Genomic DNA, 16946 nt, shown 5'->3' on the forward strand with positions numbered 1-16946 from the left:
AATGGGTCAGGGATGATGATTGATCCTCCTGTGTTTTCAACGTCAAGGCTGATTGTCCGGCTGCTTTCACAACGAGATATTCCTGCTGTGATCAGCTACTACAGCGACAATCGAGCGTTTTTAGAGCCATTTGAGCCGCTCAGACCTAGAAACTTTTACACTCGTGAATTTTGGTCACAGCAGATTGATAAAAGTATTATTGAGTTTAGCTACGATCACTCACTCAGACTGTTTTTATTTAAGCGATCGCAGCCTGATCAGATCATTGGCTCCGCTAATTTTACTCAAATGACTCATGGTGTTTCCTACACTTGTTTTTTGGGTTATAGCTTGGCGCAATCTGAACAAAGTAAAGGCTATATGACAGAAGCTCTACAAACGGTGATTCAGTATGTTTTTCGTGACATAAATATGCACCGAATTATGGCAAATTATATGCCTCACAATCGACGTAGCGGCAGCGTTTTGAGACGGCTTGGTTTTGTGGTCGAAGGATATGCTAGAGATTACCTACTGATTAATGGCAAGTGGGAAGATCACGTTTTGACCAGTTTGATTAATTCTAATTGGCAAGAATGAGCATGATGAGAGAAACGATTGTCGCGATCGCCACAGCCATTATTCCTGAACAAGGAAGTGTGGGAATTGTGCGAATGTCGGGGGAAAAGTCGGTAACGATCGCTAAAATTCTCTTTCATTCTCCAGGTTCTCAAACGTGGGAAAGTCACCGAATTCTCTACGGCTATGTGCGCGATCCCAACACTCAGAAAACGGTCGATGAAGCCTTACTTTTATTGATGTTTGCGCCTCGTTCTTACACGCGGGAAGATGTCATTGAGTTTCACTGTCATGGTGGAATTATGGCTGTTCAACAAGTGTTGCAATTGTGTCTCGAACAAGGCGCAAAGTTAGCGCAACCGGGAGAATTTACGCTACGAGCTTTTCTCAACGGGCGACTCGATTTAACACAGTCCGAGAGCATTTCTGATCTGGTTGGTGCCCGATCACCGCAGGCTGCTCAATTCGCGATCGCCGGACTCCAGGGCAAACTCGCTCATCCCCTTCGTCAACTACGCCTCACCTGTCTGGATATTCTCGCTGAAGTCGAAGCCAGAATTGACTTTGAGGAAGATTTGCCGCCTCTCAATCAAGCTGAGATTCAGTCCCAATTGGCCCAAGTTCTCATCAATGTCACTCAGATTCTCAACACCGCTGATCAGGGCGAACTGCTGCGATCGGGCTTAAAAGTGGCGATCGTCGGCCGTCCCAACGTGGGCAAGTCCAGTTTGCTGAATGCCTGGAGTCGCAGCGATCGCGCCATTGTCACCGATTTGCCAGGGACGACTCGCGATGTGGTGGAGTCTCAGCTAGTGGTGGGCGGCATTCCGATTCAGGTACTCGATACGGCGGGAATTCGAGAAACGGAGGATCGGGTGGAAAAGATTGGCGTAGAACGATCGCGCCTGGCCGCTCAGTCTGCGGATCTGGTTTTGTTGACGATCGACGCTCAAATCGGATGGACAGAAGCCGATCAAGAAATCTATCGACAGGTCAAAGATCGTCCTGTGATTTTAATTCTTAACAAGATTGATCTAGGGGGAGCGATCGATGATTTGCGATTCCCTTTAGTTGCAAAAATTGTAAGAACTGCGGCCGCTTTTAATCAAGGCATTCCTGACTTAGAAGCAGCGATTTTAGAAACAGTTCAATCCGGAAAGATTCAGGCGGCTAATCTTGATTTAGCGATCAATCAACGTCAAGCGGCTGCCCTGACGCGGGCAAAGTCTGCACTTCAGCAGGTGAGTGAAACGATCGCAAATCAGCTTCCTCTTGACTTTTGGACGATCGACTTGAGAAGCGCCATTCAATCGCTCGGCGAGATTTTGGGAGAAGATGTCACCGAATCTGTACTGGATCGCATCTTCAGCCGATTCTGCATCGGGAAATAAAATTTACTTGACTCGGCCCGTTGATCCGTGTATTCTTCCACATTAAGCTAATTCATCGGAGCAGTCCGAACCCATTGGCCTACCTACATCACTAGTCGCCGCTCATTGCTGAGGCAACAGCAATGAGCAGCTAACCCCCTATCTGACCATGAGCAGTCAGGGGGCTAAAAGGTAATCTTATCATTCCTTTTAGCCGCCCCATTTTTATTAACTGTGCAGGGTGGCTAGTTTTTTGGGTTCTACTCGACCTCAAATCCACAAGGAGTCATGATGACACCCGATTTTTCAATTCAAAAAATTTACCAACGGCTACTGTCTAACTCGATTCAGTTTCAAGAAAATGCGGGTGACTTTCTCGATCGCCTCGACCACATTGGGGTACTTATTCAGTTGAGAGAATCGGAGCCTGCGCTGGGTGAAGATATTCATAAGCTGATCATTTCTGGACTCGAAAAAATCAAAGATCTGTCCGCCCATCTCAGAGAATTGATCCACAAAAATTCTTACGATGGCGACGAGCTAAATCTGTTGAGAACCGTGTTAGAAAATCAGGACAAAATGCACCTGATCAATGAGTATCGCTATGTCGTTGGCTACGAGTGGCTGATTCGTCCTTACAACGTCGAAAAGAAGATCATCGAGACGCATCGAGGTGACCTGATTTTGATGAATGAGGCTTACAATTTTCTGGTGATTGAACTGAAATTCTTTAAGAATACTGGAGAATTTTGGCGCAATGTAGCTAGAAAAAATCGCAGACTCAAGCATGTGTTTCAGCAAGCCAAAAAGTTTGAGGATTTCTTTGCTCAACAGTTTCCCTGGACTTACACCCAAAGTTTAGCCATCACCAATCTAGGCATGTATAACCCCAGAACCAAAAAACTACTGCAAAGAATTGAATATGAGGACTAGTCATCGGACGAGTTATCTCGCTTAATCGATTGACAGACTATCCGAAAATTAAGCGGGATGTGGTTGAGCAATACAAAAATTAACAACATTTTTGAAGTTAAGTTTTGTACCTCAGCCCCTTCTCAAATCACTGTCCCAGGATCGTTAGAAACGCTGAACGTTGCAACAGCAAACCTCAGTCCGATCGCCCAATCGCTTTAAGATGAAAAGTTGTCGATCGTTGGAGCAGTCGGTATGCGGATTCTCATCATGGGCGGGACTCGATTCATCGGGGTCTATCTGACTCGAATATTGTTGGAGCAAGGGCACGAAGTCACGCTGTTTAATCGCGGCAATAAGCCCGTTCCGGCGGCAGTCGAGCAAATTTTGGGCGATCGTACCAATCCGGCTGACCTCAAAGAAAAGCTGACGGGCAAAGAATTTGACGCAGTTTTTGACAACAATGGACGCGAACTGAGCGACACCCAGCCGTTAGCCGAGATTTTTCAAGGACGAATTGAGCATTTTGTTTACATGAGTTCGGCGGGCGTGTACCTCAAATCAGACCAAATGCCTCATTTTGAGAGCGATCCCGTCGATCCTAAAAGTCGGCACAAGGGCAAACATGACACCGAAACCTATCTGGCTGCCCAAAAACTGCCCTTTACATCCATCCGTCCTACTTATATATATGGCCCGCAGAACTACAACGATCTAGAAGCCTGGTTTTTTGACCGAATTGTTCGCGATCGTCCTGTTCCCATTCCCAGTCACGGTCAGCATTTCACCCAATTTGGGCATGTGCAAGATCTGGCGCAAGCGATGGCAAATGTCTTAGGAAACGCGCCAGCGATCGGGCAAATCTATAACGTCTCAGGCGATCGTTTTGTCACCTTTGACGGGTTGGCGCGTACGTGTGCCGCCGCTGCTGGAAAAGATCCCGCTGCCCTCAAAATTGTCCACTATGACGCAAAACAATTTGATTTTGGCAAGCGTAAAGCCTTCCCGATGCGGACTCAGCACTTCTTCGCAGACATTCACAAAGCGATGCAAGATCTCAACTGGCAACCTCAATATGATCTGCTGTCGGGACTAAAAGACTCTTTTGAGAACGATTATCTGGCTTCTGGACGCGATCAGGCGACGATCGATTTCTCCACGGATGACGAAATTCTCAGTAAACAGTGAGGAGTGAGGAGTGAGGGGTAAGGAGGATAGAATCCAAAACTCTCTTGCCCGATCGCTGCATTGTTGCCACACTACTCTAGACTTTGTGAAAGAGTTATTCAGATCAGAGATTGTGGGAACTATCGACGTTTTAATCGGCATCATCGGGAGTGCGATCGGGCTAATTGCGCTGATTCTGGTTGCCCTCGACCTTCAATATCGAAATCGGGCAGGCAATAGGCTGGAATTAACCTCTGGTAAGTGGGAATTTGAGGTTTATGAGCCGCAGCAATATGTGATTGTCGGAGAATTAGAATTCCGTAATCTCACACAGCGATTAGAAGTGATGGTGCCCGAACTGCGGGTTGAGGTTCGCTTGCTCTCGTCTGCCAGTCTAGAAGGCATTACTACCCAGACACAGGTCACTCCTCGCTTCCGAGATGCACGAGCCGACGGATATTGGGAAGGGCACATCGTCAAAATTGGCAAACCAGACCTGATCGGGATCACGATCGACCTGCAAGGAGCCGACCTGACTCACCTCAAAGTCGCCTGGATTCAAGTTCACTATGTCACCTATGGGCCACAAGGTCGGATTCCCAAAACGCGCCATGTAATTGTGCCCTTGACCTTTCCCAATGTCGAAGACTCCAAACGCTGGCGACCTGCGGCTAGTGCCGACGTGTTGCCGATTCGTACCCATTTACTCACTGAGTTAGACAATCCCGTTGCGATCGTTCGTCGCTATGTCACGCCCCACGCCCAATCGGGAGATATCGTCACCATTGGCGAAACGCCGATCGCCATCATGCAAGGCCGCTTTCATCACCCCAGTACCGTCAAACCCGGATGGCTGGCAAAACGGTTGTGCTATTTATTCATGCCAACTTCCAGTTTGGCCACAGCCTGCGGGCTGCAAACTCTCATTGATCTGGTCGGTGCAGAACGGGTTTTTATCGCCTTTTTAGCGGGCGCGATCGGCAAGGTTTTGGGTCAACCAGGCTTCTTCTATCGACTCGCTGGAGAACAGGCCCGTCTGATTGATGATGTCACGGGCACGCTGCCGCCTTACGATCAGTTCATTGTATTGGGGCCCCAAAATCCCCAAGCGATCGTCGATGAAATTCAGCGAGAAACCGGACTCTCTGCGGCGATCGTAGACGTGAACGACTTAAAAGCAGTTAAGATATTGGCAGCGACTTCTGATTTGTCAACCAACCTGCTCAGACAAGCCCTGATCACCAACCCCGCCGGGAACGCCGATGAGCAAACCCCTGTGGTGCTGATCCGCCCTACTGAGTCGCTGCTAAACCGCTCCAGCAAACCGGATTCGATCAGTTCTTTCTAGAATCCTTCTGGCTCAATCCGAATCTTTCTCAAGACTGACCCAGTTCGATCGCCAAACTCCTAACCTGAGAGGGTGAATAGCCGCTTTACCACCATGATTCGAGCGTTTTCTCAAACCCCAAATGTCGTGATTCGTCCACTTCAGTATCGTGACCTGGAGGCCGTCGATCGGCTCAGTACAGAAGCTGTAGAAGCAGAAAGCCCTAATTGCTCGATGGTGCGAGAAAAGCCCGTCTCAATTCGCCGCTGGTATGGCATTCTCAAGTTTCTCAGCCTGTTCCCCAATCCCCTACAGGATGCCGTCTCAGTCAACGTTGCCGAACTGAACCAAAAAATTCAGGGCATGATTCAGGTGTCCCCGTTTAATCGGACTCGCAGCACCTGGAGAGTCGATCGCGTGGCCGTCGATGCCGTGATGCTAAATGCGCCCAGCCAAACCGATGAGTCTGAAGAAACGCCCCAATCAACCACACTGCTGACGACGAGTGACGTGGGTTCCCTGCTGCTGCGCTACTGCCTCGAAACCATCTGGCAAGCCCGCACCTGGATTTTAGAAATCGATGTCAGCGACAAATCAGGGCTGGCCCTTTACCGCAAAAATGGGTTTCAATCGCTGGCCCAGATGACCTACTGGGAGATTTCCCCCAAGCTGCTGCAAGATTTGTCTGAGCGAGAACCCGATCTGCCGAATCTGCTGCCTGTTAGTAATGCAGATGCTCAGTTGCTTTATCAGCTTGACACAATGGCCATGCCGCCTCTCGTGCGCCAGGTTTACGATCGCCACATTCAAGACTTTAAAACCAGCTTGTTTGGCTCTCTGACCGAATGGGCCAAACAGTGGCTCACCCAATCTGAATCCGTCAGTGGGTATGTGTTTGAGCCTCAGCGCAAAGCGGCGATCGGTTACTTTCAAATTCGTCTTTGCCGCGACGGGTCTCAGCCCCACACCGCCCAACTGACCGTCAACCCCGCTTACACCTGGCTCTATCCTGAGCTGATGTCTCAGATGGCCCGCATTACCCAAGAAGTGCCCGCTCAATCTCTGCACCTCGCCTCCTCAGACTACCAGCCAGAACGAGAAGAATATCTGGAGCGGATTGGAGCCGATCGCATCGCCCACACGTTGGTGATGTCGCGATCGGTCTGGCACAAACTTCGAGAAGCCAAACCAGGCGCTTTAGAAGGATTGCAGCTTGCCGACGTGCTTCAAGGACTACAGCCTTCTCGTAAGCCCGTTCCGGGACGAATTTCAATCCTCAACTCCACCAAGCAGACTCCGCCAGACCTCAAGCCAGACAACTCGCCCAAAGTCTCTGCGCCAGATACCCCCAACAGTACCGTTCAAGATTTGGTCAATCTCGCCTCTCAAAGCGAACCTCAACGAGAAGACCCCTGCTGTTAATTCATCTGTTTGAGGGATAGACCATGCCGTTCGTTTCCGCTCTGGGTCTAGATTTAGGTCGGAAGCGCATCGGTGTGGCTGGCTGTGATGGAACAGGCTTGATCGCCACGGGGCTGATGACGATCGAGCGCAAATCCTTTGATCAAGTGGTTGCCGAGCTAAAATGTCTGATTCAAGAACGGCGCGTGCAAATTCTCGTGATTGGCTTGCCCTACTCAATGGACGGCTCGATCGGCTTTCAGGCAAAACAAACCCAAAAATTTGCCAGAGCACTCTCCAGAGCGCTAGAGCTACCCATAGAATACGTCGATGAGCGATTGACCAGCTACCAAGCAGAACATCTTCTTCACGCCCAAAATATTTCACCTTCTCGCAATAAGGGGCTAATCGATCGCAAAGCAGCGTCCCTTATTTTGCAACAATGGTTAGATGAGCGCAGACTTCAGGAAGGAACAAGGGATGAGGGATGAGGGATGAGGGATGAGGGATGAGGAATGAAGGATAAGATCTCACACCCCACACCCCACACCCAAAACCCCACACCCCAAAACCAACTCCCCTTTCGCGAAGGTACCCGTTCTGAGAGATACTTTTCAGAGAGCCATGTGCGCGCTGAGGAGTTTCACGAAATGCCCGAATCGAACCGAGATAGAGAGAGTCCAATGGATGAAGACAGCATTGATATGGATGCTCCCACAGTCACTTTGACAGACGAGGCGGGGCTGACCCTCACTTGCTACATTGAGCATTCCCTGGAAGTCGAAGAACAGGAGTATGTCCTGTTGCTCCCCGTTGATTCCCCGGTCGAAATCTTTGCCTGGCAGGAAGACGGGGAAGAAGACGAAGCCGTTTTGGTCGAAGATGACGAAGAACTTAACCTCGTTTTCTCGACCGCAAAAGCCGTCTTAGAAGAGCAAAATCTCACCCTCAAGCGGACTGCCGTCGTGTTGACCGTAGAGGGCGACCTTCCCGAATTTGTGGAAGATGAAGAAGAGTGGGCCGGGGTCGAGTCAGACTCCCAGGATGAGCAGGAAGAGTTGCAGCTATTGGCGAGCTTCTACCATGAGGAGCAGGAGTACGCTATCTATGCGCCACTTGACCCGTTTTTCATTTTGGCGAGAATGGACGACGCAGGTCAGCCCCATTTGCTCTCACCAGAGGAGCTAAAGAAAATCGAGCCAATGCTGCCGATGATCGAAGACCAACTGTTTGATGAGTTGGAGTAGGGAGAGGCTGAATGATGGATGATGAATTGATACCGATTCACCGTTCATCATTCTTAGTCCATCTCTCTGATAAAAACTTTTAATCAATCTTGACTAAAGACGAGAGAGCCTTATCATTTGTTCTGGCTGACGCGATTTTTTGTGGGTTAACTTGAAGCGATCCCTTGCGGGTATCTCGAAGAGATCGTTTTGCAGCCCAGCACTACTCTCAACCCAAACTATCAGATGAAAGCTGTTCAACGAATTGCCAGGTGGTCGTTTTATCTACTTTTGATTGGCTCGGCTCTGGGTGTCTCAGCGTGGCGGGCGCAGGCCTGGTGGGATTGGGCAAGTGCGCCGATCGAGAAACCAGCCGATGCCAAAAAGCAGGTCGTGATTCAAATTCCGCAGGGCACCTCCGCGCAGCAGATTGGGCAGGAGCTAGAGGCGGCGGGGCTGATCAAGTCTGCTAAGGCCTGGGAGATCTGGGCGCGCTGGCTAATGTTCAGAAATCCAGACGGTGGGTTTCAGGCAGGAAACTATCAACTCTCGACGACGGAGCCTTTGCAGCAGATTGCGGACAAAATTTGGATGGGTGAGGTGGCCCAGCGTAGTTTTACGATTCCAGAAGGCTGGTCAATCCGACAAATGGCCGCTTATTTTGAACGGCAGGGCTTCTTTAAGACGGAGGATTTTGTCAACGCGGCGAGTCAGGTGCCGACAGGAAAGTATCCCTGGTTGCCGACTAATCTTCCGCATCTGGAGGGGTTTCTCTATCCCGATACCTACCAGATTTCTGTCGGATCTGCGGTCACGCCAGAAGAGATTGTTGGGCAGATGCTCGATCGCTTTGAGCAAGTCGCCCTCCCGGTTTACAATCAGCATCAAGGCAAAACTCAACTTTCCCTGGCGCAGTGGGTGACTCTGGGCAGCATCGTCGAAAAAGAAGCCGTCGTCGCCTCAGAGCGATCACGCATTGCTGGCGTGTTTACCAATCGGCTCAAAAAAGGCATGACGTTGGGATCTGATCCAACCGTCGAATATGGATTAGGCATTCAGCAAACCAAAGAAAATCCGCTCACCCTGAACCAAGTCAAAACGCCATCGCCCTACAACACTTACATCAATGTCGGATTGCCGCCCACGCCGATCGCCAGCCCAGGTGTAGCCAGCCTCAAAGCCACGTTAGACCCCGAAGCCACCGACTATCTCTATTTTGTGGCCCGCTACGATGGCACCCACGTTTTTAGCCGCACCCTCGCAGAACATGAATCGGCTCAAGGCAACATCCGCGATCGAGTCGAGGCAGAGCAAGCCCAAAAACCCAAGCCCGAAGCCGCCAAGTCTGCAAATTGATACGCGCTCCTGCTGACTCATGGCTTGAAGAACTGGGCAATCTAGCTGAAATAACGCAACTGGTTGCCTGAATCTAACGTAAATTCGGTGAAATTTATCGCTTCGGTTTCAGAGTCTGGCTGCTCTCCACATTCCCATCCGAGAGGAACTTTGAACCGGAAATCGTGCTTTAAAGTCCCCAGAATTGGCACCTTGAAGGGCAGAAGCGCTCTCAATCGAAGCGAAAAAACTTCGTCGAATTCACGTAAATTTAGGGGCGGGAGTAGAGACGATCGCTTTACACCCCGAACCATTACTTTCTCCAAGCGGCTGTTTTTGCGACTCCACCAACCGCTAAACTTGAGAAACTGCGTTTTGTTCCAGATTTAGAGTTTCTTGCCAAACCTGATGGTAAAACTTTAAAGCTCAGGGACTGCACGCCATCCAAATTTCGATTTAGTGTCTCTACCGTTTGACCTTTATTCCTCTATTAATTTGTGCTTTATGTCCTGGGGCAAACTTTTACAACCTGACTTGATTTTGGAAAGCTCGATTTTGAGCCTGACACCCGACATTATTCAGCAGCATCAACTCAAAGGTCTGGTGCTGGATGTTGATGAAACTCTCGTGCCGATTACGTCAGCCAAAGCCTGTGCAGAATTGTCACCCTGGCTCGAATCCATTCAGCAGGTCGCAACGCTCTGGCTCGTCAGCAACAACATCAGCGAAAATCGGATTAAGCGAATTGCCGCCCCCTTTAACCTGCCCTACATCATCGGAGCCGGGAAGCCTTCTCGCCGCAAGCTAAGACGCGCTGTAACGGCGATGGGTCTGCCTCCCGAACAGGTGGGTATGGTGGGCGATCGTCTCTTTACTGACGTGTTAGCGGGCAACCGTTTGGGCATGTTTACTGTTTTGGTCAAGCCAATGGTAGACCCCACCGAAGCCGCCCGTCGCTATCCCGTTCACTCGTTTGAAGTCTGGCTCTCTCAAGCCTTGGGCGCTTCTCTGACTCCCGGAAAGCCCTAGCACAGGGTAAAAGCAGCTTGTCTTCTCGATTTGCCAAACGGTGCATCTATCACCCCAAATGATCAATATATAACTTCATCTTTTCTCACAATTCGCAAGAGGCACGAAATATAAAGAAAACATTACGTCCTTCAAATTTGTGATGAAATCCTGGCATTCTAAGTACATATCAAATGGAGCCAGCTCATTTAAAGGCTCTAACCTTAAACTCTATGAATACTTAGGTAAAGCGTCAGCCCTCAGCAAAAGGGGATTGGCGCTTTATCTATTGGGGCGAGATCTATTGGAGCAAGATCTATTTGAGCAAGCTTTAATAAAGCGAAATCTATGGAGCGGAACTGTTAAATAGTTGTCGTTTTAACAGTAGTCATTAAGTACAGGAGCTTTGCATAGAAGGGCATAGATAGACGAAGGGCATAGATAGACCTACTTGAGTTTCGACTTCAGCTAATGAATTTTGCTGGCCATAAGAAAATCTGAATCTATGCTAGATTAGCAAGTATCTTTAGAGTGAATGTGATATTTACTGCATACCAGAAGTAGATTAATAAAAATCCTGATCAACTTCTCTTCTGAAATTTTGGAACTTGCAGTGTGGACAATAGGGTTTCGGGAAGTCATTAGTTCCTTAATGAAGTTTAGACCTCTGGTATAAACAAGACACAAAAAGACATCTGTACTGACATCAAAAAATTAGTGTTGAAGGGTTGCTCGTTTCTGGATAGGAAAACCAGATAGTATTAGTCATTAATAACGTGTTTGACCAGGGTGCGAGTTGATGTCTTGACTAAACCTAGTCAGGGGCAAAAGAATTTTGTGATCTTTTGTGACCCACCTAAAAACCTGTTTTGCGCCGAATACCTTTTTTGGCAGCGTTGTATAGCCAGGGTGACTGGGTTGTAAGAGGACGGCGGCTAACTTTGCTGTCGATCGCTCCCCTATTTGTCATGCCTCAACCTGCCCATAATCTGCCTTTCTGTAAACCGTTTTGATTGTCCTTCCGTTGTTCGTAGTCTCCATCTCGTGCTCGATCGTGTTTCACACCACTCTTCTCCTCTTTTTGGGAATGTACTCCTTGCCCCAGTCTTTGTCTTTCTCCAGATCGCCAGAACTGCTAAATCAGGAAAGTGAGGCGATCAAATGAGGATACTCGTGATCGAAGATGAAAAAGACGTTCGGTTAAATATTGTTGAAATATTAGCCTCCGGTGGTTTCGATTCGATTAATGCTGAAAATGGATTTGTCGGCATTCAGATGGCTAAAGAAACGTCTCCCGATCTGATCATTTGTGATATCAAGATGCCAGATTTTGACGGCTACGGCGTATTAGAAGAACTGCGTCAAGACCCCTCAACGTCAATGATTCCGTTTATCTTTCTAACCGCTAGAGCCGATCGCGCAGAAATTCGTCAGGGCATGAATCTGGGAGCCGATGACTATCTGACCAAGCCGTTTCGGCGGATGGACTTGTTAGAAACGATCGCCGCTCGCCTCAAGCGTCACAGTGCCCAATCTCAAATTCAAAAAAAAGTCCTCGAGCTTCAAGAACTCAACCACCAAAAAGACGATCTTGTCAGCACCATCACTCACGATATGCGGGCCCCTTTGACGACCATTAAAGTTGCTTTGCAACTAATCGAATCGGTGCCAGACAACCGCAAACAATATACCGAAATTGCCCTATCAGCCTGTGACCAATGTGATGCGCTCATTCAAAATCTTTTAGATCTCTATCAACTCGAATCCGGAGAAGCGCTGGCTACCCCAGAACCGATCGACCTGCAAGAACAGCTTAACAAAATCATTCAGTCGTTTCAGATTCGCACTCGCGATCGCCAGCAAACCTTTAAGGTAGACCTGCCTGCCCACTTGCCGACGATTCTGTATGACAGCGTAGGCCTCCAACGCATCTTTATCGAGCTTCTCAACAATGCCTGTAAGTACACACCCAGTAGCGGTGAAATTTTGTTTAAGGTGTGCGAGTCTAACCTTCATAGTCGATGTGCGATGCTGCGGTTTTTGGTCGTCAATCAGGCGGAGATTCCTCAAGCAGATCTGCCCCGAATTTTTGACAAATTTTATCGAGGAGTCGGGTGCGATCGCTGGCCTCAAGGCGGGACAGGTCTGGGGTTGGCACTGGTCAAAAAGCTGATCGATCAACTCCAGGGGACGATCGATGTCAAAAGTAGAGACGGTTGGACAACGTTTGTCGTGGAGCTTCCTTATCGGAGGATGAGGGAGAACTCCGTTCCGCTTCGCGAGGAGGGATGAGCGGAAATGCAGACTTGTTTGAGCAAACAATCAACCTAGAACGTAACTCACTCACCATGCGGGAAGAAGAGCAAATCAGGTTACGGCGACGCAATGCTGAATTAGAAGATCTGGTAAGAGCGCTTCAGGCACAGTTGCAGGAGAGAGACGATGCCTTGCCTAAAGTAGCCCCTTTTCCGCTCAATGGTAAGCCTTGCCAGCCAAAAACACCTTCTGATTTGCAGTTAGCGCTGCACCTGAGTCAAGCGCGGTATGCAGCGATCGTCGAAGACCAGGCTGATGTCGTCTGCCGCTTTCTTCCAAATGGCACGCTGGTTGATATGAATGAAGCCTGCTGTCGCTATTTTGGTCGGTCTCGATCGTCCCTTTTGGGGGATAACTTTTTCAATTTGGTCGCTCAAACGGATTGTCAATCTCAGCGCAGCGTTGTTGTGACGGGGGAGGCGATCGACGGCTATGAGCAGTGTCAGATGATGGATGGGCAAACCCGTTGGCACCGATGGACAAGTCGCGCGATTCGAGATTTGCAGGGGAATGTGGTTGAGTTTCAGGCGATCGGACGAGACCTGACTGACCTCAAGCTAACCGCCTGTCGTGAAGGTTGTTCGCCCCTGGTGCAGCTTACCCGACCAGAAAGCGCGACTGCTTCGAGTTACCCGCAAGGGGGTGCCCAACTTCAAGCCGAAGTGATGCGTCGCAAATGGGCCCAGGAGTCCTTTCGCGCTAGTGAAGAACGCTATCGATCGATTGTGGCCGCGATGCATGAGGGGGTGATGGTGCTCAATGCAGATGGCACAATTCAAACCTGTAACGCCAGCGCTGAGAGGATTTTGCAGCGATCGTCCAGCGAGTTGTATCAGCGTAATGTGTTGGATATTGACTGGCAAGCCGTTCACGAAGATCTGTCGCCCTTTGCCAGTGAAAGCTTTCCCGGAATGATCACCGCCCGGACGGGAGTTGCCTGCTCAGAAGTGGTGATGGGGCTGTGCAAAAGTGGTCAAGTGACGTGGATTTCGGTCAACTCACAGCCGTTGTTTCGTCCGAGTGACAGGGTATCCTATGCCGTGGTGGTCTCCTTTTCAGACATTACGCTCCGCAAATGGGTCGAAGCAGAACGCGCCCAACTGCTCACACGAGAACAAGCCGCCCGCGCCGAAGCAGAACTGGCCAGAGAGCAGATTTCTCAAATTTTGCAGAGTATTACCGATGGATTTGTGGCGCTCGATCGCGACTCCCGCTTTACCTATATCAACCCTGAAGCCGCTCGCACCTTGGGCAAATCTGCCGGAGATCTGATTGGCGAAGTCATTTGGAAGGAGTTTCCTACGTTTGGCGAGACGAGTTTTGGGCGGCTCTATCGTCGCGCTCTATCGGAGGGCGTTCCGCTGGAATTGACTGACTACTATGCGCCCTGTGCTCAGTGGTATTCTGTGCGGGCTTACCCATCCAAGGGCGGAGTCTCGCTTTATTTTCGCAATATGACTGATTCGGTGCAGACGATTCACGAGCGCGATCAGGCTCAAGAAGCCCTGCGAGAAGCCATGCAGCGTCTGACCTTTCATGTAGACAACTCTCCGCTGGCGGTGGTCGAGTGGGATCGTAGCCTCAAAGTCACGCGCTGGTCACGAGAAGCCGAAACGCTCTTTGGCTGGGAGATCGAAGAAGTACTGGGTCGGCAGTTTGGCAGTTGGAGCTTTGTCGTTCCTGAAGATATGGAGACAGTGGATCAGACGATCGCCGCCCTGCTCAACGGAGAAGCCACGCGCAATGTCAGCTATCATCGCAACTTTACTCAAACGGGGGCGATCGTGCATTGTGAATGGTATAACTCGGTGTTGTTTGACGAGTCAGGCGAATTGATTTCCATTCTCTCGCTGGTGCAAAACATCACTCAGCGCACTCAGGCAGAAGAGGAACTGCGGGAAAGTGAAGAACGCTTTCGTCAACTGGCAGAAAATATTCAGCAGATTTTTTGGATGTATGCAGTCGAAGATCAAAAGCTGATTTACATTAGTCCTGCGTGTGAGCAGGTGTTGGGCTATGGCAGCAAGGGGTGTTATCACAAATCGCCTGACTTTTGGCTGAGTCGAGTTCATTTAGCTGACTTGCATTCAGTCCTCAAAACCAGTCGGAAAGTGCTGCGCGGTAAGCCTGCGGAGGTGATGTATCGCTTTACGAGAGCAGATGGCGCAGAGCGGTGGCTATTGGCGAGAGCCTTTCCGGTGAGAGATCAGCAGGGCAAAGTGTATCGGATTGCAGGAATTGCTGAAGATATTACCGATCGCAAACAACAAGAACAGCGCCTGCGACTGTTGGAATCGGTGATCGTCAATGCCAACGACGCGATCGTCATTACCGAAGCCGAACCCGTCGAACTGCCCGGCCCCAAAATTATTTACGTCAATCAGGCCTTTACCCGAATGATGGGCTACGCGCCAGATCAAGTGGTGGGCAAAACGCCGCGCATCTTACAAGGGGCAAACACCGATTGGGGCATTCTCCAGCAGATTCGGACTGCCCTCAAAAAGTGGGAGCCGAGTCTCGTCGAACTGGTTAACTATCACAAAGACGGCTCTGAGGTGTGGGTGGAGTTGAGCATGTTTCCGGTGACCGATCAAATCGGGCAGTACACCTACTGGGTCGGCTTGCAGCGAGATGTCACTCAGCGCAAAAAGACCGAAGAAGCACTTCAGCGTCAAAACCTGCGATCGCAACTCTTTGCGGATGTAACCCTCAAAATTCGGCAATCTCTGCATTTAGAAGAAATTCTTCAAACGACGGTTACTGAGGTGAGAAATCTGCTGCAAGCCGATCGCGTGCTGATCAATCGTCTCTCACCCGACGGGACGGGCACCGTCACCCACGAAGCCGTCAGCCCTGGCTGGCATTCTCTAATCGGCGGCACTTATAAGACTGAACTTTTACTACCCGGACATCCTCAAACCGACTACCGTAGCGTGGTGCAAGCGGTAGAAGACATTGAGCAAGAAGCGTCGCCGACCTCAGATTTTTTGCGATCGGTCAAGGTGAGAGCCAGATTAGTCGTGCCGATCGTGCAGCAAGATTCGATTTGGGGGCTGTTGGTGGCTCATCAGGGCAGTCCGCGTCAGTGGTCGAGTTTTGAGATCGAATTGTTGCAGCAGTTGTCTAATCAGGTCGAGATTGCTCTAACTCAAAGTCAATTGCTGCAAGCCCTGCGCGAAAGTGAAGAACGGTTTCGGACGATGGCAAATAGCGCTCCCGTGTTGCTTTGGATGATTGACTTTACGGGAGAATTTGTGTTTTGCAATGAGAGTTTGTTGGAGTTTATGGGGCACACGCGCCACCCCGAAGACGGGAGTTTCTTTGATGCCGTTCATCCAATCGATCGCCCCTATTGTGAGGCCACCTATCAGGAAGCGTCGAAGCATCGCACCAGTTTTGAAATCGAATATCGACTGCGACGGGCCGATGGAGACTATCGCTGGGTGATTGACCGGGGTGTTCCTCGATTTATGCCGGATGGCAGTTTTGGCGGACACATTGGCTCTTGTATTGACATTACCGATCGCAAGCAGGCCGAGGTCGAAATCTGCAAAGCCCTGGAAACCGAACGAGAACTGAGCGAATTAAAATCGCGCTTTGTCTCAACCGCCTCCCACGAATTTCGCACGCCTCTGAGTACGATTCTCTCGTCAGCCGACTTGCTGGAATTTTATGCAGGCGACTGGACACCCGACAAACAGATCGAACATATCCAACGCATTCAAAATGCCGCACTGAATATGAACAATCTGCTGAGTGACATTCTCGTGATCGAACGCGCCGAAGCTAAAAAGCTAAACTTTGAACCTGCCCCGATCGACCTTCTTGCCTTCTGTCAGCGCTTGCTCGATGAGATGCAGCTTAATGATCAACAAGACCACAAATTGATTTTGGAGGTGCAGTCCTCTGGCAAACTAGACGCTATCAAACTAGACGCTATCCCTGCCCACATGGACGAAAAGCTGCTGCGACAAATTTTTAGCAATCTGCTCTCCAATGCCATCAAATACTCGCCCTCTGGCTCCTCGATCGTCTGTCGCTTAACCTGTGAATCTAATCAGGCAATTTTTGAAGTGCAAGACCAGGGGATCGGCATTTCAGTAGAGGATCAGGCTAGATTGTTTGAGCCGTTTCATCGCGGTATGAATGTGGGCACCATTTCGGGCAATGGTCTGGGGTTGGCGATCGTCAAGCAGTCGATCGAGGTGCATAGAGGACAAATTTCGGTCTCTAGTCAGGAAGGCGTTGGAACCACGATTCGAGTCAGTTTGCCTCTGCATTCGGTTGCAGAAAGGGAAGGCACTGGCCCTGTCGCTTAATGGAATG

At 49.8% G+C, this 16946-nt stretch carries 12 protein-coding genes; all 12 read left to right on the forward strand.

Going from position 1 to position 16946, the window contains the following annotated elements; genetic code table 11:
* The first annotated feature begins 12 nt into the window (after window positions 1-12).
* A complete protein-coding gene (gene rimJ, locus ACJ2PR_RS10255; RefSeq protein ID WP_446875241.1) occupies window positions 13-579 on the forward strand; it encodes a ribosomal protein S5-alanine N-acetyltransferase in 567 nt (188 codons plus the stop codon).
* A 2-nt stretch (window positions 580-581) separates the two neighbouring features.
* Window positions 582-1949 carry a tRNA uridine-5-carboxymethylaminomethyl(34) synthesis GTPase MnmE gene (mnmE, locus tag ACJ2PR_RS10260; protein WP_446876929.1) on the forward strand — a complete coding sequence of 456 codons (1368 nt, stop codon included), beginning with the start codon at window positions 582-584 and terminating at the stop codon, window positions 1947-1949.
* 267 nt (window positions 1950-2216) lie between these two features.
* On the forward strand, window positions 2217-2861 hold the full coding sequence (locus tag ACJ2PR_RS10265; RefSeq protein ID WP_446876930.1) for a hypothetical protein: 645 nt from the start codon (window positions 2217-2219) through the stop codon (window positions 2859-2861).
* 234 nt (window positions 2862-3095) lie between these two features.
* The gene (locus ACJ2PR_RS10270) at window positions 3096-4028 is read left to right on the forward strand and encodes an NAD-dependent epimerase/dehydratase family protein (RefSeq protein ID WP_446876931.1); all 933 of its coding nucleotides are present in this window, start codon (window positions 3096-3098) and stop codon (window positions 4026-4028) included.
* A gap of 112 nt (window positions 4029-4140) precedes the next feature.
* Complete coding sequence (locus tag ACJ2PR_RS10275) at window positions 4141-5355, forward strand: F420-0:Gamma-glutamyl ligase (protein WP_446876932.1); 1215 nt, start codon at window positions 4141-4143, stop codon at window positions 5353-5355.
* A 72-nt stretch (window positions 5356-5427) separates the two neighbouring features.
* Window positions 5428-6756 carry a GNAT family N-acetyltransferase gene (locus ACJ2PR_RS10280; protein ID WP_446876933.1) on the forward strand — a complete coding sequence of 443 codons (1329 nt, stop codon included), beginning with the start codon at window positions 5428-5430 and terminating at the stop codon, window positions 6754-6756.
* Between the two features lie 23 nt (window positions 6757-6779).
* Window positions 6780-7226, forward strand: a complete 447-nt coding sequence (gene ruvX, locus ACJ2PR_RS10285; protein WP_446876934.1) for a Holliday junction resolvase RuvX — start codon at window positions 6780-6782, stop codon at window positions 7224-7226.
* A 24-nt stretch (window positions 7227-7250) separates the two neighbouring features.
* Window positions 7251-7982 (forward strand): DUF3727 domain-containing protein, encoded by a 732-nt coding sequence (locus tag ACJ2PR_RS10290; protein WP_446867257.1) that lies wholly within the window; start codon window positions 7251-7253, stop codon window positions 7980-7982.
* 225 nt (window positions 7983-8207) lie between these two features.
* Window positions 8208-9317 carry an endolytic transglycosylase MltG gene (gene mltG, locus ACJ2PR_RS10295; protein ID WP_446876935.1) on the forward strand — a complete coding sequence of 370 codons (1110 nt, stop codon included), beginning with the start codon at window positions 8208-8210 and terminating at the stop codon, window positions 9315-9317.
* A 483-nt stretch (window positions 9318-9800) separates the two neighbouring features.
* Window positions 9801-10325: a YqeG family HAD IIIA-type phosphatase gene (locus tag ACJ2PR_RS10300; protein ID WP_446857664.1), complete on the forward strand. Its 525-nt coding sequence runs from the start codon at window positions 9801-9803 to the stop codon at window positions 10323-10325.
* A 1140-nt stretch (window positions 10326-11465) separates the two neighbouring features.
* Complete coding sequence (locus tag ACJ2PR_RS10305) at window positions 11466-12596, forward strand: hybrid sensor histidine kinase/response regulator (protein ID WP_446876936.1); 1131 nt, start codon at window positions 11466-11468, stop codon at window positions 12594-12596.
* Window positions 12593-16939, forward strand: coding sequence for a PAS domain S-box protein (locus ACJ2PR_RS10310; protein WP_446876937.1), 4347 nt, complete (start codon window positions 12593-12595; stop codon window positions 16937-16939). The genes ACJ2PR_RS10305 and ACJ2PR_RS10310 overlap by 4 nt, the downstream gene beginning before the upstream one ends.
* The last annotated feature ends 7 nt before the right edge of the window (window positions 16940-16946 follow it).

This window comes from Phormidesmis sp. 146-33 (assembly GCF_052939515.1).

Coding starts and splice junctions, on each gene's coding strand:
- rimJ (WP_446875241.1), top strand. CDS start 13: ATGATGATTGATCCTCCTGTGTTTTCAACGTCAAGGCTGATTGTCCGG.
- mnmE (WP_446876929.1), top strand. CDS start 582: ATGATGAGAGAAACGATTGTCGCGATCGCCACAGCCATTATTCCTGAA.
- ACJ2PR_RS10265 (WP_446876930.1), top strand. CDS start 2,217: ATGATGACACCCGATTTTTCAATTCAAAAAATTTACCAACGGCTACTG.
- ACJ2PR_RS10270 (WP_446876931.1), top strand. CDS start 3,096: ATGCGGATTCTCATCATGGGCGGGACTCGATTCATCGGGGTCTATCTG.
- ruvX (WP_446876934.1), top strand. CDS start 6,780: ATGCCGTTCGTTTCCGCTCTGGGTCTAGATTTAGGTCGGAAGCGCATC.
- ACJ2PR_RS10290 (WP_446867257.1), top strand. CDS start 7,251: ATGAAGGATAAGATCTCACACCCCACACCCCACACCCAAAACCCCACA.
- mltG (WP_446876935.1), top strand. CDS start 8,208: ATGAAAGCTGTTCAACGAATTGCCAGGTGGTCGTTTTATCTACTTTTG.
- ACJ2PR_RS10300 (WP_446857664.1), top strand. CDS start 9,801: ATGTCCTGGGGCAAACTTTTACAACCTGACTTGATTTTGGAAAGCTCG.
- ACJ2PR_RS10305 (WP_446876936.1), top strand. CDS start 11,466: ATGAGGATACTCGTGATCGAAGATGAAAAAGACGTTCGGTTAAATATT.
- ACJ2PR_RS10310 (WP_446876937.1), top strand. CDS start 12,593: ATGAGCGGAAATGCAGACTTGTTTGAGCAAACAATCAACCTAGAACGT.